Raw genomic sequence first — 22,633 nt, forward strand, 5'->3', positions numbered from 1 at the left:
GTCCACCCGGGGGAACAACTGACGGAATCGGGCGCCAGACGTACTCGGCCAGAAGTCTCGACTGGAGTAAGTAGAAACAATGGGGATGAGTTTCCACCGCTCGCACGGCATGCCGTGGCGCGGCGTCGCGGTCACCACCGGCATCGCCGCCGTCGGTGCCGCCCTGATGGTCGGCACCTCCGCGAGCAGCACCCTCGACGCCCAGCCGCCGGTCACCGCGCCCGGCGTCACCCTGACCGCCGACGAGCAACAGTCCGTCGCCGTCGCGCAGTCGGTGCCCGCCGCCACCCCCGTCCTGTACGGTTTCACCCCGCCTGCGGCCGCCTCGACCGCCGCGCCCCAGTTCCGTATCGCCGCCGATCTGCCCAACGGCCCGCTCGGCATCCCCGGTGTGGTGCTGCAGGCCTACAAGCTGGCCGCCACCCGCGTCGCCGCCGAGAGTCCGCAGTGCAAGCTGCCCTGGTATCTGCTGGCCGGCATCGGCCGCATCGAGTCCGGGCACGCCGGCGGCGGCAACGTCAACGAGTACGGCAACACCCGCACCCCGATCCGCGGGCCGGTGCTCGACGGTTCACTGGCCGGCAACGAGGTCATCACCGACACCGACGGCGGCCGCTGGGACGGCGACGGCAAGCACGATCGCGCCATGGGCCCCATGCAGTTCATTCCGAGCACCTGGGCCTCCTGGGGCTCGGATGCCAACGGCGACGGCAAGGCCGACCCGGACAACATCTTCGACGCCACCTTCTCGGCCGGCCGCTACCTCTGCGCGGGCGTCACCGACATCATGGCCGAGCCCACCCGCGTCGGCGCCGTGCTGCGCTACAACCGCTCGGTGGCCTACGCCAACAACGTCCTCGGCTGGGCCGGCGCCTACGCCACCGGCGTGGTCCCGACCGGCGGCATCCCGGAGATGAGCCACTCCGCGCCGGACGACAAGGACAAGAAGAAGTCCGACAAGAAGGACGACAAGGACAAGAAGGCCCAGGACAAGCCGGACAGTGACAAGCCCGGGGACAAGCCGGACAAGAGCACCACGCCCAAGCCGAAGCCGACCACGCCGCCGCAGAACTGCCTCGGCGCGATCTGCCTGCCGCCGGGCATCGGGCCCGCCCCCGCTCCGCAGCAGAAGCCCGCACCTGCCAAGCCCAAGGCCACCAGTCCCGCACCGAAGCCTGCCAACGGCCGCTGAACACCCCGTTCGCGGGCCGACTAGGGTGGTCGGTGTGAGCACCGCAGGCACCCCCACCGAATCCGCTGTCCGTTCGGCGTTGAGCAAGGTGGCCGATCCCGAGATCGGCAAACCGATCACCGATCTGAACATGGTCAAGTCCGTCGCCGTCGCCGACGACGGCAGCGTCGACGTCGGCATCTACCTCACCACCTCGGGCTGTCCGATGAAGGGCAAGATCAGCGACAGCGTCCGCGACGCCGTCTCCGACGTGCCCGGCGTGGGCGAGGTCCGCGTGGAACTCGACGTGATGAACGACGAGCAGCGCACCGCCCTGCGCAAGCAGCTGCGCGGCGACCGCGCCGAGCCGGAGATCCCGTTCGCCAAGCCCGGCAACCTGACCCGCGTGTACGCCATCGCCTCCGGCAAGGGCGGCGTCGGCAAATCCAGCGTCACGGTGAACCTCGCGGCGGCGCTCGCCGACCGCGGCCTGTCGGTGGGCGTGCTGGATGCCGACATCTACGGCCACAGCGTCCCCCGCATGCTGGGCAGCGATGCCAAGCCCACGCAGGTGGAGTCGATGATCATGCCGCCGATCAGCCACGGCGTGAAGTTCATCTCCATCGGCCAGTTCACCGACGGCAACACCCCGGTCACCTGGCGCGGACCGATGCTGCACCGCGCGCTGCAGCAGTTCCTGGCCGACGTCTACTGGGGCGACCTGGACGTGCTGCTCCTGGACCTGCCGCCGGGCACCGGCGACGTCGCGATCTCCATCGCGCAGCTCATCCCGGGCGCCGAGATCCTGGTGGTCACCACCCCGCAGCAGGCCGCCGCCGAGGTGGCCGAGCGGGCCGGTGCGATCGCCCTGCAGACCCGCCAGAAGATCCTCGGCGTGGTGGAGAACATGTCGTGGCTCCAGCTGCCCGACGGCACCCGCATGGAGCCCTTCGGCTCCGGCGGCGGCGCGACCGTCGCCGAGCGCCTCACGCGCGCGGTGGGCGCCCCGGTGGAGCTGCTCGGTCAGGTCCCGCTGGAGCAGCAGCTCCGCGAGGGCGGCGACAGCGGGGTCCCCGTGGTGCTCTCGGCGCCGGACTCCCCCTCCGGTGCGGCGCTGCGCGCCGTCGCCGACAAGCTCGCCGTCCGCCGCCGCGGTCTGGCCGGTATGAGCCTGGGCATCGACACCGTCCGCCACTGAGCTATTCGGCGGCCCGCCGCCGCCGCTTCTCGCGAGAGCATTCCGCTCCCGCGGGCCTCCACGAGGCCCGCGGGAGCGGAGTCGTCTCTCGGGACCGGAATGCTCTCGCGGGAACGCGCTGGCTGCGAGCTAGGTGGCGTCCCAGTCGGTGACGTCGTGGGCGCGGGCGGCGCGCGGCGGCGGCGGGGTGTCGGCGTTGAGCCGCGCCGGATCCACCTGGGTGACCGGCGGGACGGGCGTCGTCTCGCCGGTGGGCGCGACCGGGTGCGGATTGGCCGGGGCCGGGCCGGACAGGCTCAGCGAGTCGCGGACCGAACCCTCCAGGGAGTCGATCGACGACGAGTCGCCGTCGAACAGATGCTTGGTGACGATCGCCTTGGGCGTCATCTGGCGCAGTTCGTTGAGCTGCTGCAGGGGTTCGCGGATGGAGTCGAAGTCGGTGCCCATCTGGTCCTGCAGGTCCTTCGACGCGCCGGTGGCGTAGTCGCGCGCCTTCCGCACCGACTGCATCACCCAGGTGATGGCGCCGGGCAGGCGTTCGGGGCCCAGGATCACCAGGGCCGCGACGATGAGGATCAGGACCTCGCCCCATCCGATACTGCTGAACATCGTTGTCGCCTCTAGTCGCCGCGCGGCGTGATGGTGCCGGTGAAGGTCCGCCCGTCTCGCCAGTAGGTGTACTTCACCTCTTCACCGATGGTCGACGTTCGCACGGCGACGGTCAACTCGTCGGCACCCTCGATGGGCTTGCCGTCGAACTCGGTGATGACGTCGTTCTCCTTGATCCCGGCGCTCGCCGCGGGGCTGCCGGCCGCCACGTCCTTGACGCGCGCGCCGAAGACCTGGTCGTTGCGGACCGTCGACGCGGTGACGCCGATCTGCGGGTGCCGCATCGAGCCGTCCTTGATCAACGCCTCGGTGATCGGGATCACTTCGTTGATGGGGATCGCGAAGCCCAGCCCGATCGAGCCGCCGCCGGCCGCGGCGATCGCGGTGTTGATGCCGATCACGCGTCCCTGACCGTCGACCAGCGGGCCGCCGGAGTTGCCGGGGTTGATGGCGGCGTCGGTCTGGATCGCGTTGATCACCGCGTCGGTGTCCGACGAGGCGTCCGGGCGCAGCGGCACGGGACGGTCGACGGCGCTCACGATGCCGGTGGTCACGGTCCGGTCCAGGCCCAGCGGCGCACCGAAGGCGATCACCGGCTGCCCGATCTCGAGCTTGGCCGAGTCGCCGAGCTTGGCGACGGTGAGGTTCTCCACGTTGTCGACCTTGAGGACGGCGACGTCGGTCTTCACGTCCCGGCCGACGATGCGCGCCGGGACGCGGGAGTGGTCGGAGAAGACCACTTCAAGCTTGGCGCTCTTGTCGTTGGCGGCGAGCGAGATCACGTGGTTGTTGGTGACGATGTAGCCGAGCTTGTCGACAACGAAGCCGGAGCCGGAGCCGCCGCTGCCCGCGGTGCGGACCTCGATCATCACGACCGAGGGCGCCACGGCCTTGGCGACCTTCGCGATGTCGGTGGAGGCCACCGCGGAGTCGTCCACGTCGAGGCTCACCGAGTTGGAGTTCAGCGGCGGGACCGCCTCGGCGGTCCACCGGCCGATCAGACCGCCGGCCACGCCGACCAGGAGGGCCACGATGGCGAGGGAGGCCAGCGCCCACCAGTGCACGCGCCGACCGAAGAGCAGGTCGGTGACGCCGAGTTTGGGGCCGGCCGGGCGCTCGGTGGTCGACGACGCTTCCGCGAGCGCGGGACCTTCCAGGTGCGCACCGCTGGCCGGATCGCGCCACGGATCGTCGGGCTCGGTCTCGGCGACCTCGCTGCCGTAGGTCGCGTAGGGGTCGCGCTGCAGGGCGCTGGACGCGCCCGCGGGACGACTGAAGGCTTCGGCCAGCACCGGGTCGGGCGGCGCGAGCTCGGGTTGCGGGCGGCGGCTGGGCGCGGTGGAGAACGAGCCCGCCACACCGTCGGGTCGACCGAAGACCGCGGCGGTCTGCGGGGAGACCGCGGGGTGCTCGCGGCGCGCGGGAGCGGGCTGCGGGTCGGCCTCATCGCGGGTCGCCCAGTCGGGAGTAGTGCTCACGTGTCAGCGGCTCCGTCGGCGCACGTCGCGCACATCGATCTCGCGGGTGGGGATCTGGCTCAGCTGGCCGATCAGGCTCGACGGCGCATGGACCTCGCCGCAGCCGCGCAGCAGGGACCGCGCGTCGGTCTGGGCGGACACCTCGGCGGCGCAACCCGGGCACAGACGCAGGTGTTCCTCGGCGCGGCCGCGGGCGGTACCGCGCAGCACCCCGTCGACGTAGGCGACGACCGCGTCGGCGGCGAGGTGATCGGTGGAGCCGAAGGCGCGACCGGCGCGATACTCCGGATTCGGGGCGAAGGTCGCACCCGCCGACGTCCAGCGCCGTGTCCGGGAGGTTCGGTCGTCTGCCACGGGCGGCACCTCTTTCACACCAGCAGGACTCCCACCACGGTCGCGGCGGAGATGCATCCAGCCTAACCGAACGTCCCCGCCGAGGGGTTCAGCCGCCGACGGATCCAGCCCCAAGCGATCAGGCCCACAAGGACTACGCCCCCAGGGATCAAACACCGAGGGATCAAACACCGAGGGATCAAACCCCGAGGGATCAAACACCGAGGGATCAAACACCGTGGCCGACGGCCACCGAACGACTGTCGGTGTGCCCGCGCGCCGCGAGGAATTCGCGGATCCCCTGCCGGCCGCGATGGATACGACTGCGGACGGTGCCCATCTTGACGCCCATGGTCGCCGCGATCTCCTCGTACGAGAGGCCTTCGATGTCGCACAGGACGACGGCGGCGCGGAACTCCGGCGCCAGCGCGTCGAGCGCCTGCTGCAGGTCCGGGTCCAGGCTGGCGTCGGCGTAGGCCTGCTGCGGATCGGGCGTGTCGGCGCTGATCCGCTCGTAGCCGGTCTCCAGGGCCTCCATGCGGATCTTCGCGCGGCGGCGCACCATGTCCAGGAACAGGTTCGTGGTGATGCGGTGCAGCCAGCCCTCGAAGGTGCCGGCCTGGTACTTGTTCAGCGAACGGAAGACGCGGATGAACGTCTCCTGCGTGAGGTCCTCGGCGTCGTGCTGGTTGCCGCTGAGCCGGAAAGCGAGGCGGTACACCCGGTCGGCGTGTTCGGCGACCAGGTCCTCCCACGTCGGCATCAGCGTGCGGTCGCCGCTCGCGTCGAACCCTGCGGTTCCCGCGAAGGAAGCGTGTGCCTCACTGCGTTGTGATGCCTTCACCGTGTTGATCGAGTCCTTTCGTGACTGTGAGCGGTCCAACACCGCTGGTGCGGCCGGTATTCCCGAACCGACAGAGCACAGCCTGTCGTACTCCGGTGTGCGATCGCTGTTACCGGCCTGAGTGTTCGCTGAGGAAGCGTCCGGGCGGGAGTCGGCGTGCGATGCGGCCCACGTCCGGCGCGCCACTCGCGCAGGTCGGTCGAGGTCGTGGCACCCTACTGGACATGACTGAACTGGGCACGACTGACAAGTCCGCCGCCGCGCTGGCCGCCTACGCCGAATCCGCCATCATCGAAGACGATGCACTGCGGTCGGCGCGGGCCCGCGCCCAGGAACTGGGGGCGACGGCCGTCTCCCCCGCCACCGGTGCCCTGCTGTCGTTGTTCACCCGGATCGCGAACGCCCAGCACGTGGTGGAGATCGGCACCGGGGTGGGCGTGAGCGGGCTGTGGCTGCTGGCCGGCATGCCACCGACCGGCATCCTGACGACCATCGATCCCGAACCCGAACATCACCGGGCCGCGCGCCAGGCGTTCGCCGATGCCGGCATCGCGCCGGGACGCACACGGCTCATCACCGGCGCGCCGACGGACGTGCTGACCCGGCTGGCCGACGAGACCTACGACGTGGTGTTCATCGACGGTCCGCTGCTGAGCTACCCCGCCTACGTGACCGAGGCCGTGCGGATCCTGCGGCCGGGCGGCGTGCTCGTGGTGAACAACGCGTCCGCGGGCGGCACCATCGCCGACCCGTCGTCCGACGATCCGCGCACCTTCACCGCGCGCGAGGCCGCCCAGCTGATCGCCGACGACGACCGGCTGCTGCCGGCCGTCGTACCGGTGGGCACGGGTCTGCTGGCGGCCGCGAAGGCGCGCTGACCGCCGCGGTCAGACGTCGGTGGAGAAGCGGATACCGCTCTCCGGCAGCTGTACTCCCGGCCACACCCGGGCGCCGCGGAGCAGTTCGCAGCGCGCGCCGATGACGGCGTGGTCGCCGATCACGGTGTCGCGGACCAGGGCGCCGGCACCCACGCGGGCGCCGAAGCCCACGATGCTGCGCTCGACCACCGCGCCGTCCTCCACGACGGCCTCGTCGAAGATCACCGCGCCGTCGAGCCGGGCGCCGGAACCGATCTTCGCGTTCGCGCCGATCACCGTGCCGCCGATCAGGACCGCGTCGGGCGCGACCTGCGCACCGTCCTTGACCAGTGCTTCGCCGCCCGCGCCGCGGAGAGCGGGCGACGGCGCGATGCCGCGCACGAGGTCGGCCGAGCCGCGGACGAAGTCCTCCGGGGTGCCCATGTCGCGCCAGTAGGCGTCGTCGACGTAGGCGTGCACGTGACGGCCGGCGGCCAGCAGTCGCGGGAACACCTCGCGCTCCACCGAGACCGGACGTCCGGCCGGGATCTCGGCGATCACCTCGCGCCGGAACACGTACGTGCCGGCGTTGATCTGGTTGGTGGGCGGATCCTGCGTCTTCTCCAGGAACGCGGTGACCCGGCCGTCGCCGTCGGTCGGCACGCAACCGAAGGCCCGCGGATCGCCGACGCGGACCAGGTGCAGGGTGACCTCCGCATCGGAGCTGCGGTGGGTGTCGAGGACCTCGCGGATGTCGGTGCCGCCGAGGACGTCGCCGTTGAACACGAGCACCGTGTCGGCGGTGAGCTCGTCGAAGACGTTTCGGATGCCGCCGCCGGTGCCGAGGGCCTCGGTCTCGGTGACGTAGGTGAGCTTCACGCCGAGGTCGGCGCCGTCGCCGTAGTAATCGGAGAAGACCTCCGCCTGGTACGACGTGCCGAGCACGATGTCGGTGACGCCCGCATCCCGGATCCGGGAGATCAGGTGCGTGAGGAACGGCACGCCGGCGGTCGGCAGCATCGGCTTCGGGGCCGACAGGGTGAGCGGCCGCAGGCGCGTGCCCTTGCCGCCCACCAGGATCACGGCCTGAACGTCAGTAGCCACGAGGGTCACCTTTCTTCTTCGGTAGACGCGGAGTCGGCGGCCTGCGCGCGCAGCGCGGCGGCGATCTCGAGTTTGGCGCGCACGGCCAGTCCGGCGCGCAGGCCCCAGCGCACCGGCGCCCACGCGGGGCCCGGGTGCCGATCGGCCTGGAAGCGGTAGGCGCTGTCGTGGTGCGCGGCGATCATGCGTTCGGGATGCCGGGACACCGAATGGCTCTTGGCGTGCATCGCCACCGCGGACGGTACGAAGACGTTCAGCCAGCCCGCCGTGCTCAGGCGGTCGCCGAGGTCCACGTCCTCCATGAACATGAAGTAGCGGGAGTCGAAGCCGTCGATGCTGTCGAACGCGGCACGACGCACCAGCAGGCACGAGCCACTCAGCCAGCCCACCGGCCGCTCGACGAGTGCGGCGTCCTCATTGCGGTAGCGCACCGTCCACGGATTGTTCTTCCACACCTTGCCGAGCAGGGCGTGACCGGTGCCGGAGACCAGATCGGGCACGCGGCGGGCCGACGGGTAGACGGTGCCGTCGGGTTCGGTGATCAGCGGGCCGAGGGCGCCGGCGCGCGGCCAGCGGCGCGCCGCGGCGAGCAGCTCGTCGAGCGAGCCGGGTGACCATTCGATGTCCGGGTTGGCGATGACGATGAACTCGACGTCCGGGTCCAGCGCGGCGACGCCGCGGTTCATGCCGCCGCCGTAGCCGAGGTTGCCGCCGGTGTGCACCAGCGTCACCGCGGGATCGTCGGCCGCGGCCGCCTCCGGTGCGCCGTCGTCGGAGCCGTTGTCGGCGATGATCACCTGCACCGGCGCGGTAGTCGCGGTCTTCAGGGTGCGCAGGAAATTGTGCAGATACTCGCCGGAGGAGTACGTCACGGTCACTACGCCGACCGGCGGGACGGGCTGGGAAGTCACCGCAACAGCCTAGCGTCGGGCGCGAGCGCCGCCGACAGCGCGCCGCGCCAGTGCGGCAGCGGGGTCAGTCCGGCGGCCGCCCAGGAGCGCCCGGAGAGCACCGAGAACGCCGGGCGCGGCGCGGGGCGCGGAAAATCAGCCGTGGTGCACGGGTGCACCCGCGCCGGGTCGGCGCCGATCTCGGCGAACACCGCGCACGCCAGGTCGTACCACGTGGCCTCGCCGCCGCCCGCGGCGTGCAGCACGGCGCCCGCGGTGCGGTCGTCGGCCTCGCCCACCTGCCCCACCAGTTCCCACAGTCCGTCGGCCAGGTCACCGACATGGGTGGGCGAGCCGCGCTGATCGTCGACCACGGACAGTTCCGGGCGGGCGGCCTCGAGGCGACGCATGGTGCCGACGAAGTCCGGGGAGTCGAGGCCGCCGGTGTACACCCACGCGGTGCGCACCACGGTGGTCGACGGATCGGCGGCGCGGGCCGCGCGCTCCCCCGCCAGTTTGCTGGCCCCGTACACCGTCGCCGGGGTCGCGGCCGGATCCAGATCGCCGGGCTCCAGCGGCGCGCTCTGCCCGGGCGGCGGTGCGAAGACGTAGTCGGTGGACACGTGCACCAGCCGAGCGCCGGCCGCGGCCGTGGCGGCGGCGAGGTGACCCGGCCCGTCGGCGTTGACCGCATACGCTCCCGCCGCGTCCTCCTGCGCGCCGTCGACATCGGTGTAGGCGGCGGCGTTGACCACCGTCTCCCCGGGCCGCAGCTCGGCCAATGCCGACCGCACCTGCGCGGCGTCGGTCACGTCCAGGTCGGTCGAGGTGTAGCGGACCAGGTCGACGTCGGCCGGCGTGCGCGCGGCGAAGGCCGCCCCCAGTTGGCCGGCCGCACCGACGAGATGAATGCGGGTGGACATGGGTGCCATGGTGCCGCACCGCACCGCCGATCCCGCCCTCGCGCCACGCGTGCGTGTCCGACACCACCGGCGTTGCGCACCGCGTCCAGCCGTCGCGAACCAGTAGGGTGAAACCACACTTGTCACATCTGCAACACCGAGGGGACGCACGAGGGTGGAACCACGCCGCGAAGGTCGAGACCGACGCGCCGGCGGCCGGGCATCGTCCGGCGGCGGCGAGCCGGAACGTCGCGGACGCCGCACGCCTCCGATGCGGGCCGCCGAGGAGGCCGCCCGCGGCTCGGGCAAGGCCACTCCGGTCTCCACGCGGGCCCGCTCGACACGCCAGCGCACCTCCTCGGAGGAGATCCACACCCGGCCGCGTCGTGCCGCGGCCACCACCAAGACCGGACCGCGCAAGCCTGGGCCGCCGCGACCCCGCCGCACCATCCACGAGCTGCTGCCCTTCGGCCGCGGCCTGGTCGCGTTGCTGACCGTGGTGGTCCTCGTCGTCACCGGATACGGCTGGAGCCGGATCTCCAGCCTCAACTCGTCGGTGACGTTGGTCGGCGGCCTCGGACTCGGCGGCGGCGCCGACGGCGCGATGGACATCCTGCTGGTCGGCACCGACTCCCGCCTCGACGCCAAGGGCAACCCGCTCAGCGACGAGGAGCTCAAGTGGCTGCGGGTCGGCGACGAGATCACCACCTCCACGGACACGATCCTGCTGATCCGCATCCCCAACGACGGCACCACCGCGACCGCCGTCTCCATCCCCCGCGACTCCTACGTCGAGGTCCCCGGCATCGGCATGAGCAAGATCAACGCGGCCTACGGCTCCACCCGCGAGACGGTGCGTCGTACCGCCGTCGAGTCGGGGACCGACGAGAAGACCGCCGAGAACGAGGGCATCAAAGCCGGCCGCAAGGCGCTGATCGATTCGGTCGCGAACCTCACCGGCGTCACCGTCGACCACTACGCGGAGGTGGGTCTGCTCGGCTTCGCGCTGCTCACCGACGCCGTCGGCGGCGTCGAGGTCTGCCTCAAGCAGGCGGTCCGCGAGCCGCTGTCCGGCGCCCGCTTCCGAGCCGGACGACAGACCCTCAACGGCCCCAAGGCGCTCAGCTTCGTGCGCCAGCGTCACGATCTGCCGCGCGGCGACCTCGACCGCATCACCCGCCAGCAGGTGTACATGGCCTCCCTCGCGCAGCGCATCCTGTCGACCCAGACCCTCACCAACCCGGCCAAGTTGGGCGAGCTCGAGACCGCCGTGGCGCGGTCGGTGGCGATCGACGACGGCTGGGACATCCTGAACCTCGCGAACTCGCTCAAGGACCTCAGCGGCGGCGACGTCAAATTCACCACCATCCCGGTGATCACCGATCACGGGTGGAGCGACGACGGCACGCAGAGCGTCGTCGAGGTGGATCCCGCACAGGTCAAGACGTTCGTCGATCGTCAGCTCGGCACCGCCGCCCAGGGCGAGTCCGGCGGCCGCGCGGGGATCACCGTGGACGTGGTGAACGCCGGCACCGTCGACGGTCTGGCCGCCAACGTCGCCGGGCTGCTGACCGCCAAGGGCTACAAGGAGGGCGAGGCGTCGAGCAAGCCGATGAACGAGTTCGACTCGATCATCTTCGCGAACTCCACCGACAACGACGGCGCCCGCCAGCTCGCCCGGGATCTCGGCGGAAACATCGAGATCCGCGAGGACTCCTCGCTGCCCGACGACCGCGTCCGCGCGGTGCTCACCAACACCTACACCGGTCTCGGCGCCATCTGGAACACCGGCCCGCAGGGCGACAACGCCGCCGACGGCAACTCGCCGGCCGCGCCGGGATCCACCGCCAAGGCTCCGACGGCGATCAAGGCCGACACCGACGGCCCGGTCTGCGTGAACTGACATGGCCGATCCGACGCTCACCGGTGCCCTGCTGGCCGCCGTCGACGACCGCGCACGCCCCCTGCTGACCTACTACGGGGCGGCCCAGCGCATCGGCCTGTCCGGTGCGACCCTGGAGAACTGGGCGGCCAAGATCGCGAACTATCTGCGCGACGAAGCCGGCCTGTTCCCCGGCGACGCCGTGGGCGTGGCGGCGCCCGAGCACTGGCAGACCGCGGCCGTGCTGCTCGGCAGCTGGTGGGCGGGTCTGCGTGTGGACATCGGCGACGACGCCGCCACCGAGGCGCGCGTGGTCTTCACCGACCTCGCCGGCGTCGACGCCTACCCGGACGCCGAGGAGACGGTGGTGCTGCCGCTGGATCCGTTCGCCGGACGCACCGCCGATCTGCCGCCGTTCGCCGCCGACTTCGGCGACACCGTGCGTCCGCACGGCGACCACTTCTCCCCCGGCGGCGTCGGCGGCGAAGCGATGCTCGGCCGCAGCGTCGACCAGACGCTCGCCGCCGCCCGCGCGTCCGCCGCCGCGGACGGGATCGCCGCCGGGGCACGGGTGCTGTCGACACGACCGTGGCGCACCGCCGACGACGTCCTCGCCCACCTGGTGGCCCCGATGGCAGTCGGTGCGGCGCTGGTCTACGCCGATCCGGCCGCGGACCTGGATCTGGCCGCGATCGCCGACACCGAGCACACCGACCTCACCCTGACGTGAAAAGCGGACCGCCGCCACCGATGGTGGCCGCGATCCGCTTCCCGGGTCTGCCCGATCGGGCGGGGTGTCAGCGCAGCAGAGCGCGCGCCATCACCATCCGCTGGATCTGGTTGGTGCCCTCGTAGATCTGAGTGATCTTGGCGTCGCGCATCATGCGCTCCACCGGGAAGTCGGTGGTGTAGCCGGCACCGCCGAACAACTGCACGGCGTCGGTGGTGACCTCCATCGCGACGTCCGAGGCCAGACACTTGGAGGCGGCGCTGATGAAGCCCAGCTTGCCGGTACCGCGCTCGGCGCGCGCCGCGGCGCTGTAGACCATGAGGCGAGCGGCTTCGACCTTCATCGCCATGTCGGCGATCATGAACTCGACACCCTGGAACTGGCTGATGGTCTTGCCGAACTGCTTGCGCTCCTTGACGTAGGCGATGGCCTGGTCGAGGGCGCCCTGCGCCACACCGACGGCCTGCGCGCCGATGGTCGGGCGGGTGTGGTCGAGGGTGGCCAACGCGGTCTTGAAGCCGGTGCCCTCCTCGCCGATGATGCGGTCGGCCGGGATGGTGCAGTTCTCGAAGTACAGCTCAGCGGTGGGGCTGCCCTTGATGCCGAGCTTGTGCTCCAGCGGGCCCACCGTGAAGCCTTCGTCGTCCTTGTGGACCATGAACGCCGAGATGCCGTTGGCACCCTTCTCCGGGTCGGTCACCGCCATCACGGTGTACCAGCTCGACTGGCCGCCGTTGGTGATCCAGCACTTGGAGCCGTTGATGATCCACGAATCGCCTTCGCGGCGGGCGCGGGTCTTCATGGCGGCGGCGTCGGAACCGGCCTCGCGCTCGGACAGCGCGTAGGAGGCCATCGCCTCACCGGAGGCGATCGACGGCAGCACCTGCGCCTTGAGCTCCTCGGAACCGGCCAGGATCAGACCCATGGTGCCGAGCTTGTTGACGGCGGGGATCAGCGACGCGGAGACGTCGACGCGGGCGACCTCTTCGATCACGATGCAGGCGGCGACGGAGTCCGCGCCCTGGCCGTCGAACTGCTCCGGCACGTGGATGGCGTTGAAGCCGTTGTCCACGAGAGCCTTGCGGGCCTCCTCGGGGAAGCGGGCGTTCTCGTCGACCTCCTTGGCGTAGGGGGCGATCTCCTTCTCCGCGAGGGCACGGATCGCCTCGCGCAGCGCCTGATGCTCCTCGGGAAGCTGGAACAGATCGAAATCAGGGTTGCCGAATGCCATTGTCTACACTCCTCCTGGCACTAAGTGCCACAGCCGGTTCGGTTCAAGTGCACCACGACGGCGGGGGTGAGTCAACACTCAGCGTTCGGCGAGCGTCTCCCAGAGTCGTCGCAGCTCGGCGTTCAGCACCGCGGCCGTGGCGTCCGCATCGCCGCGGCTGACCTGGCGGAGCAGATAGTTGTGCACCGCGGTGACCGCGGCCGCGTAGGCGACGACCCGAGCCGGCGGCGCATCCGGCCGCGTGCGGCGCAGGTGCTCCTCGAAGAGCCGTTGGTAGCGCAGTGCGGTCACCAGTTCCCGGTCGCGCAGGTTCGCGACCTGCGACACCACCGCGTAGCGGCGGGCGGCCAGATCGCGGTTGTCGGCGAAATGGGCGAACACCGTCTCCGCGCCCTCGCACACCACCCACCACGGATCGTCGTCGTCGACGGCCGAGGCCAGGTGCTCGGCGACCTGATCGAGCAGGGACTCGTGGTCGGCGAAGATCAGGTCCTCCTTGGACCCGAACTGCCGGAAGAGGGTGCGGCGGGACGTTCCCGCGGCCGCGGCGATGTCATCGACGGTGGTCGCCTCGTACCCGCGCTCGGCGAACAGCCGCAGGGACTCGGATGCCACATGCAACCGGAACTCGGATGCGTCGATCGACGCCTGCTCGGTGGTGACCATGCGCCCCAGTATTCACCGCGCCCGGCGGCGGCGTCTCCCCGGCACTACGCTGCCGGTATGCGACTGCTACTGCTCTCGTGGGGCATCGGCGCCCTGACCGACTTCCTCGACGACGCCGCCCCCGGCCCGCGCTCGGCCGTCCGCCTCGGCTACCTCAACGACGCGGCGCTGCCCTACGGAGACGCGGTGTTCACCGCCATCGAGACCGCGCGCCTCGCCGAACTGGGGTACCGCCCCGAGGTGGTGACCGCCCGCGACTACACCTCGCCGGAGGCCTTCGCGGCGCGCCTGGACGCACTGGACGCGCTGTACGTCTGCGGCGGCGAGACCTACGTGCTGCTCCATCATCTGCGCCGGCACGGCCTGGACGTCGTGCTGGCCGACAAGGTCCGCGCCGGACTCCCGTACATCGGCCTCAGCGCCGGATCGGTGCTCGCCGGCGCCAGCACCGAACCCGTCTCGCTGATGGACGACGTCGCCGCCGCGCCCGGACTCACCGACCTGCGCGGCCTGGGGCTGCTCGAGGCGTCGGTGGTGCCGCACTCGGACGGCCAGATCCCCCAGTATCCGGCGGAGATCATCGCCGAGATCGACGCGCGCTACTCCCCGCGCATGCCGCTGATCATGCTGCCCGACGACCAGGCACTGCTGGTGACCGACGCCGACGTCACGCCGATCCCGTCCCGGTAGCGGTAGCGTTCGAGGGCATGAGAGTCCCCCAGGTCGTCGCCCGCATCAACAAGTACGTCACCAATCCGATCCAAGGCATCTGGGCGCCCCGGGTCGCGCCGTGGGCGGTGGTCGAGCACGTCGGCCGCACGTCCGGCAAGGCCTACTCCAACCCGGTGCTGTGCTGGGTGGACCACGGCCGCGTGTCGATTCCGCTGACCTACGGCACCCAGTCGGACTGGGTCCGCAACGTGCTCGCCGCGGGCGAGTTCACCCTGGTGCGCGAGGGCGAGCGCGTGCACGTCGCGGGCGCGCGCATCCTGCCGCCCGACTCCCCCGACATCGTCGGCCTGGCCCGCTACGTCGGCCGCCCGTTCGAGGGCGTGCTGTTCGGCCGCATCGTCGAGCAGCCGTCGTGACCGACCTGCTCGACGACTTCGCCCGCGCCGACTTCACCCACGACGGCACCACGCACCGCTACTACCGGCTCGGCGCCGGCCCCGCGGTGCTCGTGCTGGCCGAGATCCCGGGCATCACGCCGAAGGTGATCACGTTCGCGCGACGGGTCGCCGCCGGCGGCCTCACCGTGTACGTGCCGTCGTTGTTCGGCACCGACGGCGCCGACCCGATGCCCGACGGCGCCACCGACCTGGCGCGGGTGGGCGCGGTCTTCACCCGGGCCTTCAGCAGGGTATGTGTCTCCCGCGAGTTCACCCTCTTCGCGACCGGTCGGTCCTCGCCGGTCGTGACCTGGCTGCGGGCGCTGGCCGCCCGCGCGCACGACGAGTGCGGCGGTCCGGGCGTCGGCGCGGTCGGCATGTGCGTCACCGGAGGCTTCGCCCTGGCGATGGCCGTCGACGACCGCATGCTGGCACCCGTCCTGTCCCAGCCGTCGCTGCCGCTGGCCCTGACCCCGGGCCGCGCCCGCACCATCGACATCAGCCGCGCCGACCTGAACACCGTCAAGGCGCGCTGCGCCAAGGGCCTGCAGGTCCTCGGCGCCCGCTTCGAGGGCGACCGGCTGGTGCCGGGCAGCCGCTTCGAGTTCCTGCGCGAGGAGTTGGGCGACGCGTTCGTGGGCGTCGAACTGCCCGACGACGCCGCGAACCCCGCCTCCCGGATACCGCCGCATTCGGTGCTGACCGAGCACCTGATCGACGAGCCCGGGCAGCCCACCCGCGACACCCTCGACCAGGTGATCGACTTCCTCGCCACCCGGCTCGAGGCGTCCGCGTGAGCCTCGACGAGGCCGTTCTCGACGATCCGTTCGGGAACGCGCTGCGCGGGCGGCAGCGGTCCTTCGCCCGCACCCACGGCACCGCGATCGCCTATCGGCCGGACGTCTCGGTCTTCTTCGCCCATCCCGAGCCGCTGACCGACGCCGTCTACGCCGACCTCGCGACCCTGGCCGGACCGGGTCAGACGCTCGGGCTGCGCGATCGCCACGTGCCACTGCCGGACGGGTGGACGGTGGCCGGCACCTTCGGCATGGTTCAGTACACCGGCGTCGACGTGCCCGGCGTTCCCGACGACGAACTCGTGGTGCTCGGTCCGGCCGACGTCGCCGAGATGACCGCACTGGTGGAACTGACCAACCCCGGCCCGTTCCTGCCGCGCACCATCGAGCTGGGCCGCTACCTCGGCTACCGCGACCCGGCGACCGGCCGCCTGCTCGCCATGGGCGGCGAGCGCGCCAGACCCGACGGCTGGACCGAGATCAGTGCGGTCTGCACGCACCCCGACGCCCGCGGCCGCGGTCTGGCCCGCCGCCTCGTCGCGGCGGTGGCAGCCGGGATCCGCGACCGCGGCGACGAGGTCTTCCTGCACACCACCGAGGACAATCCCGCTCGCCGCCTCTACGAGTCGATGGGCTTTGTCCACCGCAACACCGTCACCCTGGAGATCGTGCGCGTGCCCCGCCGACCCGGGGTCCCGCGACAGTGAGGAGCCGTCCATGTTTGATCTTTCTGCGTTCGATCTTTCTGCGTTCGATCCGTCCACGCTCGCCGTGCCGATCGTCGGGGCGCCCATGGCGGGCGGTCCGTCCACCCCGGCGCTGACCGCCGCGATCAGCGCGGCGGGCGGCTTCGGCATCCTGGCGGGCGCCTACCTGTCGCCGGACGCGCTGCGCGCCGAGATCGCCGCGGTGCGTGCCGCCACCGACGCGCCGTTCGGGGTGAATCTCTTCGTCCCCGAGGAGCTCGTGTTCGATGCCGCCGCGTTCGACGAGTACCGCGCCCGCCTGCTGCCGTTGGCCGGGATGTTCGGCGCCGAGCTGCCGACCGCCCCCGCCTATACCGACGACGCGTTCGCGGCCAAGGTCGACGTCCTGCTCGACGAGCGGGTCGCCGCCGTGTCGTTCACTTTCGGCGCTCCCGCACCGAAGGTCTACGCCGCGTTCGCCGACCGCGACATCGCCACCGTCACCACGGTGACCACCCTTGACGAGGCCCGCATCGCGGTCGCCTCCGGCAGTACCGCGCTGTGCGCGCAGGGCATCGAAGCCGGCGGGCACCGGTCCACGTTCGAGATCCTCGCCGACGACAGCGAGATCGGCGTCGGCGACCTGATCGTGGCCGTCGCCGGTCTCGGCGTACCGGTGATCGGTGCGGGCGGGGTCGGCGGGGTCGACGACGTCCGCGCGATCCTGGCGGCCGGGGCGGTCGCCGCGCAGGTCGGCACCCTGTTCCTGCCGACCCCGGAGGCCGGCACGCGGGCCGCGCACCGGGCGGCGCTGGCCGACCCGCGCTTCACCGCCACTGCCACCACCCGCGCCTACTCCGGCCGGCTGGCCCGGGCGCTGGTCAACGACTTCGTCCGCGACTTCACCGACGTCGCACCCCCGGTCTACCCGCAGGTCAACACCCTGACCGGGCCGCTGCGCCGGGCCGCGGCCGACGATCCGCAGGTGATCAACCTCTGGGCGGGCACCGGCTGGCGCGGCGCCCGGCCGGCGTCGGCCGCCGAGGTCGTCGCACATCTGAACCCGAACAACTAGTGCTCCGCCGACGCGGTCAGCCGAGCATCTCTTCGAGCGCGCGGAGGTGGGCACGGGTCAGCCCGGCGGCGGCGTCGACGTCCCGTGCAGCGATCGCCTCGTAGATGCGTTCGTGGACGCCCTGATCGACGTCATCTCCGTGGCGACTGCGGAGGCGGAGCATGTCGGTCATGGCGCGACGACTGCGGGGCGCGAAGCTGTCGAAGATCTCCAGCAGGATCGGGCTGTGTGCGGCGACCATGATGCCGCGGTGGAACGCCATGTCGGTCGCCACGTGCATGTCGATGTCGGAGCGGTGCTGTTCCCGCTCGTCCAATGCTTCGCGAAGAGCCGTCAATTCCGCAGACGAGTGGCGCTCGGCGGCAAGCGCGGCCGCTTCGACCTCGATCGCGGTCCGCGCTTCGATGACCGCGACGATGTCGGCACGCTGAACCACCACATCCCACCGTGCTGGGACATCCGTCGCGGTCACGAACACCCCCGCCCCCTGCCGGGTCGCGAGGAGGCCGCGGCCCGCGAGGATACGAATGGCCTCCCGCGCCGTTGAGCGTCCGACGCCGAGCTGCGGAGCGAGCGTCGTCTCCCCCGGCAGCTTCCCCCCGATGTCCCATTCCCCGTCGCGAATGCGGACGGCAAGGAGTTCGGCGGCCTGCTCAGCGAGGGATTCGCGCCGCACCATCGTCATGTGCGTATTCTCCCACAACCATTCACTCCTCTACTTGTCTGAGGAGTTGTGGTAGCTTCGGTCTGTGCTCATCTCATGGTTCCTTCTCCTTCGCTGCCACGGCGGGGCCTAGCCAGACCGGCTTCCCGACGTGGAGCCGCAACGTGCGCCGGTCGATCGACTCTGCAGGATTCAGACAGGAAACAGACCATGACCAGCAGCCTTTACCCGACCCTCGTCACCCCCGTGGGCCCGCTCCCGGACAACGCGCTGACGTGGAATCGGCAACGGCACTCGCAGATGCCTTCGCACCGCTACCGGGACGTCTATGCGCGGGTCCCGGTGCCGATCACTTCCCGCGACTGGCCTGCCAACCGGCTGAGGACCGCACCGTTGTGGGTGCCGGTGGACCTGCGTGATGGGAACCAAGCGCTGGCTGAGCCGATGGATCCGGCCCGTAAACAGCAGTTCTTCGAACTGATGGTCGCGATGGGCTACAAGGAGATCGAGGTCGGCTACCCGTCGGCTTCGCAGACCGACTACGACTTCGTCCGCCTCATCGCCGAGACCGACATCGCCCCCGATGACGTCACCATCGTGGTCTTCACCCCGGCGCGGCGGGAGCTGATCGAGCGCACCGTGGAGTCCATCCGCGACATCCGGAATCCCGTCGTGATCCACATGTACACCGCCACCGCCCCGACCTGGCGCGACCTCGTCCTCGGCCAGCGGCGCGACGGAGTGAAAGAGCTGATCATTGCGGGCGGTCGCGACGTACTGGAGTTCGCCGGACACCTGCCGAACGTCCGGTTCGAGTTCTCACCCGAGGTGTTCAACCTGACCGAGCCCGACTACGCCCTCGAGGTGTGCGACGCGATGACAACCCTGTGGGACGCCACCACCGCTCGGCCGGTGATCCTGAACCTTCCGGCGACGGTGGAGGTCGCGACGCCGAATGTGTATGCGGACCAGATCGAGTACATGCATAAGAACCTCGCCCGCCGAGACGCCGTGATCCTCTCCGTGCACCCCCACAACGATCGCGGCACCGGCATCGCCTGCGCCGAGCTGGCCGTCCTCGCCGGCGCACAACGCGTTGAGGGGTGCATCTTCGGTAACGGGGAACGCACCGGGAACGTCGACCTCGCCACCCTCGCCCTGAACCTCCACGCACAGGGGATCGACCCGATGATCGACTTCTCCGACATCGACGAAATCCGCCGCACCGTCGAGCACTGCAACCGTATCGAGATCCATCCCCGACACCCCTACGTCGGAGACCTCGTGCACACCGCGTTCTCCGGCACCCACCAGGACGCCATCAAGAAGGGCTTCACCGAACACCGCACCCGTTCCGCCGCAGAAGACCGGCCCGAGTCGGAGCTCGAGTGGCGGGTGCCGTATCTGCCCATCGACCCCGCCGACATCGGGCGCAGTTACGACGCCGTGATCCGCGTGAACTCACAATCGGGCAAGGGCGGCATCGCGTACCTGTTGGAAGCCGAGTACGGCATCGAACTCCCGCGCCGCCTGCAGATCGACTTCGCACGCCACGTCCAGGAGCACACCGACAATACTGGCAGCGAAGTCGCTGCCGGACAGCTCTGGGACATCTTCCGCACCACGTACCTCGCTGCTCCGGTTGAGGCACCGGTCGAACTCGTCGGCTTCGATACGAACGGCCACCACACCACCGTCACCCTCGGCGTCGGCGGTGTCGACAGCACCACGGCCCACGACGGCATCGGGCCCATCGAGGCACTCACTACAGCGCTCACGCAGAACGGATTCCCGGTCGAGATCCTGAGTCTCCATCAGACCAGTACCGGTGCCGGCAACGACAGTGAGGCCATCACCCTCGTCGAATACCGCCACGGCCTGCGTACCGCATGGGTCGCAGGTAAGGATCGGTCTGTCCTTACCGCCTCGCTGACCGCCATCATGAAGGCAGCGACGATGGAGACCGAGTCGCTCCGGCGATGATCCGCAGAAGACGCTGAACTTCGCCTACCCGCACGCAGTGACCTGGGAAGCCGGTGACCACGTGGTCGTGTGCGTGGACGCGAACCGGGCCACCGGCACCTTGCAGTGGTGACCGGCCCCCCCGGTCACCTCGCGCCAGCGGCCTCTCCTCCCGCGACGAGGTCGGCGCAGATCTGCAGGTGACCGGTGTGCTGGGTGAGTTCGCGAAGCAGATGCAGGATCACGAACTCTCCGGTCGCGGCCGCGGCGTCGGCGCGGGTGGAGCCGATGGCCGAGCGGTCGGCGATCCCGTCGGCCAAAGCGCGGTGAACGTACCGCGGCAGCCGCTCGCGCATCCGGTCCACCAGGACGCGGGCCTGCACGACGGTGCCGGTCGCGGCGAACTCTCCGGCCCGGTCGCGCGGGATCTTCTCCCCGGCCACCAGGTTGCCGCCCCAATCGGCGATCACGCCGTCCAGGTGCGTCACCAGCGCGAACACCGAATTCATGCCCGGCACCTCCGCGACGACGGCGTTGACGGTGCGATCGTCGCACCGGTCCAGCACGGCCGCGATGGTGTCGAAGGTTTCACCCGCCACCACCGCGTAGGCGGCCTCCAGCGCCGCGTCGCGCTCGGACGCGCCCGGCATGCTCAGTCTTCGAGGATCGAACGACGCAGCTTCTCGTCCTTCTCCAGGACGATGGCCTGCAGGTCGGCCTGGAACTCGGCCATCCCGGCGCGCAGTCGCGCGTCGGTGGCGCCCAGGATGCGGACCGCCAGCAGACCGGCGTTGCGGCCGCCGCCGATGGACACGGTCGCGACCGGCACACCGGAGGGCATCTGCACGATCGACAGGAGCGAATCCATGCCGTCCAGGTACTTCAGCGGCACCGGCACGCCGATCACCGGCAGCGGGGTGGCCGCGGCCACCATGCCGGGCAGGTGCGCGGCGCCGCCGGCGCCCGCGATGATCACCTGTACGCCGCGGTCGGCGGCGGTCTGCGCGTAGTCGAGCATGCGGCCCGGGGTGCGGTGCGCCGACATCACGCCGACCTCGAAGGGCACGCCGAATTCGGCGAGGGCCTCGGCGGCCGGCTTGAGCACCGGCCAGTCCGAGTCGCTGCCCATGATCAGTCCGACGCGCGGGGCCGGGGGGCCTGCCGGGGTTTCAGCCATGTCAGTTCTCTCCTTCGTGGGGATCCCAGCCGTCGGTCCAGACGCCGTGGCTCATCCAGTGTGCGGCACGCTCGGCGCGCTCGCGGACATCGTCGAGGCTCTGGCCCGGTCGGCCGACGATGTTGAGGTGGCCCACCTTGCGGTCGGGCCGCTCGTCCTTGCCGTACAGGTGCACCTTGGCCTCGGGCATCCGTGCCATCAGGTGGTGCAGGCGCTCGTCCATCGACATCGCCGGCGCCTGCTCGGCGCCGAGGATGTTCGCCATCACCACGACGTCGGACGTGGCGGCGGTGGCCCCGAGCGGGTAGTCGAGGACCGCGCGCAGGTGCTGCTCGAACTGCGACGTGACGGCGCCGTCCATGGTCCAGTGGCCGCTGTTGTGCGGGCGCATCGCCAGCTCGTTGACGACGAGGTCGCCGTCGACGGTCTCGAACAGCTCCATCGCCATGTTGCCGACCACGCCGAGTTCGTCGGCCAGCGCCAGCGCCATCTGCTGGGCGCGCTGGGCGGTCTCGGGGTCCAATCCGGGCGCAGGCGCCAGCACGACGGCGCACTGGCCCTTGCGCTGGATGGTCTCCACCACCGGCCAGGCCGCGCCCTGGCCGTGCGGGGACCGGGCGATCATGGCCGAGAGCTCGCGCGCCATCGGCACCTTCTGCTCGGCCATCAGCACGGTGTCGCCGCCCGCAGCGGCGTCGAAGGCCGCCAACGCGGCGGCCTCGTCGCCGTCGATCAGCCAGACGCCGCGGCCGTCGTACCCGCCGCGCACCGCCTTCAGCACGATCTGCCAGTCCTGGGCGGCGCCGAACTCGATCAGCGCGGCGCGGGCCGCGGCGACGTCACCGGACAGGTCGACGAACGCGGGCACCGGCAGCCCCAGCTTCGCGAGCCGCTCACGCATGAGCATCTTGTCCTGCGCGTACTGCAGGGCCGCGGACGGCGGCCGGACCACCACGCCGCGCGCCTCCAGCGCCCGCAGATGGTCCAAGGGCACGCCCTCGTGATCGAAAGTCAGCGCCACCGCGCCCTCGGCCGCGCGCAACAGGTCGTCGAGGTCGTCGTGCGATCCGAGGACCACGTCCGGGCTCACCGCCGCGGCCGGCTCGCTCGCCGACCCGGCGAGCACGCGCAGGCACTGGCCCAGCGCGATCGCGGACTGGTGGGTCATGCGGGCCAGCTGTCCGCCGCCGATCATGGTGACCGTCGGCAGACCGCCCCCGGAGGATGCAGCACGGGGGGAAGCAGCGCGGGAGGAAGGAGAAGGCGTA

24 protein-coding genes are annotated in these 22,633 nt (G+C 71.0%); 11 read left to right on the forward strand and 13 right to left on the reverse strand.

Going from position 1 to position 22,633, the window contains the following annotated elements; genetic code table 11:
• Window positions 1-79 precede the first annotated feature (79 nt).
• Together ABD989_RS09075 and ABD989_RS09080 are read left to right on the forward strand one after the other, a co-directional pair.
• Window positions 80-1,192 (forward strand): lytic transglycosylase domain-containing protein, encoded by a 1,113-nt coding sequence (locus ABD989_RS09075; protein WP_425556509.1) that lies wholly within the window; start codon window positions 80-82, stop codon window positions 1,190-1,192.
• 34 nt (window positions 1,193-1,226) lie between these two features.
• Window positions 1,227-2,369, forward strand: coding sequence for an Mrp/NBP35 family ATP-binding protein (locus ABD989_RS09080; RefSeq protein WP_246994969.1), 1,143 nt, complete (start codon window positions 1,227-1,229; stop codon window positions 2,367-2,369).
• Between the two features lie 129 nt (window positions 2,370-2,498).
• Here ABD989_RS09080 and tatB read toward each other — a convergent pair whose 3' ends face one another.
• From tatB to sigE, 4 genes are all read right to left on the reverse strand, one after another.
• Window positions 2,499-2,978, reverse strand: a complete 480-nt coding sequence (gene tatB, locus ABD989_RS09085) for a Sec-independent protein translocase protein TatB (protein ID WP_345313238.1) — start codon at window positions 2,976-2,978, stop codon at window positions 2,499-2,501.
• 11 nt (window positions 2,979-2,989) lie between these two features.
• Complete coding sequence (locus ABD989_RS09090) at window positions 2,990-4,456, reverse strand: S1C family serine protease (RefSeq protein ID WP_246994965.1); 1,467 nt, start codon at window positions 4,454-4,456, stop codon at window positions 2,990-2,992.
• A 3-nt stretch (window positions 4,457-4,459) separates the two neighbouring features.
• Window positions 4,460-4,810: a zf-HC2 domain-containing protein gene (locus ABD989_RS09095; RefSeq protein ID WP_345313239.1), complete on the reverse strand. Its 351-nt coding sequence runs from the start codon at window positions 4,808-4,810 to the stop codon at window positions 4,460-4,462.
• A 208-nt stretch (window positions 4,811-5,018) separates the two neighbouring features.
• Window positions 5,019-5,672: an RNA polymerase sigma factor SigE gene (gene sigE, locus ABD989_RS09100; protein ID WP_281499825.1), complete on the reverse strand. Its 654-nt coding sequence runs from the start codon at window positions 5,670-5,672 to the stop codon at window positions 5,019-5,021.
• Window positions 5,673-5,857: 185 nt separating this feature from the next.
• On the opposite strand from sigE, the gene ABD989_RS09105 reads away from it, so the two are divergent.
• A complete protein-coding gene (locus ABD989_RS09105) occupies window positions 5,858-6,511 on the forward strand; it encodes an O-methyltransferase (RefSeq protein WP_246994961.1) in 654 nt (217 codons plus the stop codon).
• A gap of 9 nt (window positions 6,512-6,520) precedes the next feature.
• Here ABD989_RS09105 and manB read toward each other — a convergent pair whose 3' ends face one another.
• From manB to rfbD, 3 genes are read right to left on the reverse strand one after another with little or no spacing between them, the layout of a single operon-like run.
• A complete protein-coding gene (gene manB, locus ABD989_RS09110) occupies window positions 6,521-7,594 on the reverse strand; it encodes a mannose-1-phosphate guanylyltransferase (protein ID WP_246994959.1) in 1,074 nt (357 codons plus the stop codon).
• Window positions 7,595-7,599: 5 nt separating this feature from the next.
• Window positions 7,600-8,505 (reverse strand): glycosyltransferase, encoded by a 906-nt coding sequence (locus ABD989_RS09115; protein WP_345313240.1) that lies wholly within the window; start codon window positions 8,503-8,505, stop codon window positions 7,600-7,602.
• Complete coding sequence (rfbD, locus tag ABD989_RS09120) at window positions 8,502-9,416, reverse strand: dTDP-4-dehydrorhamnose reductase (protein WP_425556510.1); 915 nt, start codon at window positions 9,414-9,416, stop codon at window positions 8,502-8,504. Before rfbD ends, ABD989_RS09115 begins: the two co-directional genes overlap by 4 nt.
• 145 nt (window positions 9,417-9,561) lie before the next feature.
• On the opposite strand from rfbD, the gene ABD989_RS09125 reads away from it, so the two are divergent.
• Both ABD989_RS09125 and ABD989_RS09130 read left to right on the forward strand, forming a co-directional pair.
• Window positions 9,562-11,289: an LCP family protein gene (locus tag ABD989_RS09125; protein ID WP_425556511.1), complete on the forward strand. Its 1,728-nt coding sequence runs from the start codon at window positions 9,562-9,564 to the stop codon at window positions 11,287-11,289.
• Window position 11,290: 1 nt separating this feature from the next.
• Window positions 11,291-11,998 carry a TIGR03089 family protein gene (locus ABD989_RS09130; protein WP_345313242.1) on the forward strand — a complete coding sequence of 236 codons (708 nt, stop codon included), beginning with the start codon at window positions 11,291-11,293 and terminating at the stop codon, window positions 11,996-11,998.
• 67 nt (window positions 11,999-12,065) lie between these two features.
• Here ABD989_RS09130 and ABD989_RS09135 read toward each other — a convergent pair whose 3' ends face one another.
• Together ABD989_RS09135 and ABD989_RS09140 are read right to left on the reverse strand one after the other, a co-directional pair.
• On the reverse strand, window positions 12,066-13,229 hold the full coding sequence (locus ABD989_RS09135) for an acyl-CoA dehydrogenase (RefSeq protein WP_246994952.1): 1,164 nt from the start codon (window positions 13,227-13,229) through the stop codon (window positions 12,066-12,068).
• Window positions 13,230-13,307: 78 nt separating this feature from the next.
• Window positions 13,308-13,895: a TetR/AcrR family transcriptional regulator gene (locus tag ABD989_RS09140; protein ID WP_246994950.1), complete on the reverse strand. Its 588-nt coding sequence runs from the start codon at window positions 13,893-13,895 to the stop codon at window positions 13,308-13,310.
• A 57-nt stretch (window positions 13,896-13,952) separates the two neighbouring features.
• Here ABD989_RS09140 and ABD989_RS09145 point away from each other — a divergent pair, with 57 nt between their 5' ends.
• Genes ABD989_RS09145 through ABD989_RS09165 form a run of 5 tightly spaced genes read left to right on the forward strand, consistent with a single transcriptional unit; the run spans window position 13,953 to window position 17,562 of the window.
• Window positions 13,953-14,585 (forward strand): Type 1 glutamine amidotransferase-like domain-containing protein, encoded by a 633-nt coding sequence (locus ABD989_RS09145; RefSeq protein WP_345313243.1) that lies wholly within the window; start codon window positions 13,953-13,955, stop codon window positions 14,583-14,585.
• 17 nt (window positions 14,586-14,602) lie between these two features.
• Complete coding sequence (locus ABD989_RS09150) at window positions 14,603-14,983, forward strand: nitroreductase family deazaflavin-dependent oxidoreductase (protein ID WP_246994946.1); 381 nt, start codon at window positions 14,603-14,605, stop codon at window positions 14,981-14,983.
• Window positions 14,980-15,801: a dienelactone hydrolase family protein gene (locus ABD989_RS09155; RefSeq protein WP_345313244.1), complete on the forward strand. Its 822-nt coding sequence runs from the start codon at window positions 14,980-14,982 to the stop codon at window positions 15,799-15,801. Before ABD989_RS09150 ends, ABD989_RS09155 begins: the two co-directional genes overlap by 4 nt.
• On the forward strand, window positions 15,798-16,508 hold the full coding sequence (locus tag ABD989_RS09160; protein ID WP_345313245.1) for a GNAT family N-acetyltransferase: 711 nt from the start codon (window positions 15,798-15,800) through the stop codon (window positions 16,506-16,508). Before ABD989_RS09155 ends, ABD989_RS09160 begins: the two co-directional genes overlap by 4 nt.
• 10 nt (window positions 16,509-16,518) lie before the next feature.
• A complete protein-coding gene (locus ABD989_RS09165) occupies window positions 16,519-17,562 on the forward strand; it encodes a nitronate monooxygenase (protein ID WP_345313246.1) in 1,044 nt (347 codons plus the stop codon).
• Between the two features lie 16 nt (window positions 17,563-17,578).
• Here ABD989_RS09165 and ABD989_RS09170 read toward each other — a convergent pair whose 3' ends face one another.
• Window positions 17,579-18,247, reverse strand: a complete 669-nt coding sequence (locus ABD989_RS09170) for a FadR/GntR family transcriptional regulator (RefSeq protein WP_345313247.1) — start codon at window positions 18,245-18,247, stop codon at window positions 17,579-17,581.
• Between the two features lie 189 nt (window positions 18,248-18,436).
• Between ABD989_RS09170 and ABD989_RS09175 the strand changes: the two genes are divergently transcribed.
• Entirely contained in the window at window positions 18,437-20,209 is a 1,773-nt protein-coding gene (locus tag ABD989_RS09175) for a 2-isopropylmalate synthase (protein WP_345313248.1), read from the forward strand.
• A gap of 125 nt (window positions 20,210-20,334) precedes the next feature.
• On the opposite strand, the gene ABD989_RS09180 is transcribed toward ABD989_RS09175, so the two are convergent.
• The 3 genes from ABD989_RS09180 to ABD989_RS09190 are packed head-to-tail and all read right to left on the reverse strand — an operon-like array spanning window position 20,335 to window position 22,575.
• Entirely contained in the window at window positions 20,335-20,838 is a 504-nt protein-coding gene (locus ABD989_RS09180; protein WP_345313249.1) for a mycothiol transferase, read from the reverse strand.
• A gap of 2 nt (window positions 20,839-20,840) precedes the next feature.
• The gene (gene purE / locus ABD989_RS09185; protein WP_246994935.1) at window positions 20,841-21,365 is read right to left on the reverse strand and encodes a 5-(carboxyamino)imidazole ribonucleotide mutase; all 525 of its coding nucleotides are present in this window, start codon (window positions 21,363-21,365) and stop codon (window positions 20,841-20,843) included.
• A 1-nt stretch (window position 21,366) separates the two neighbouring features.
• On the reverse strand, window positions 21,367-22,575 hold the full coding sequence (locus ABD989_RS09190; RefSeq protein WP_345313309.1) for a 5-(carboxyamino)imidazole ribonucleotide synthase: 1,209 nt from the start codon (window positions 22,573-22,575) through the stop codon (window positions 21,367-21,369).
• Between the last annotated feature and the right edge of the window lie 58 nt (window positions 22,576-22,633).

It is taken from the genome of Gordonia alkaliphila (genome assembly GCF_039542465.1).
In the GTDB taxonomy this organism is placed as follows: Bacteria; Actinomycetota; Actinomycetes; order Mycobacteriales; family Mycobacteriaceae; genus Gordonia; species Gordonia alkaliphila.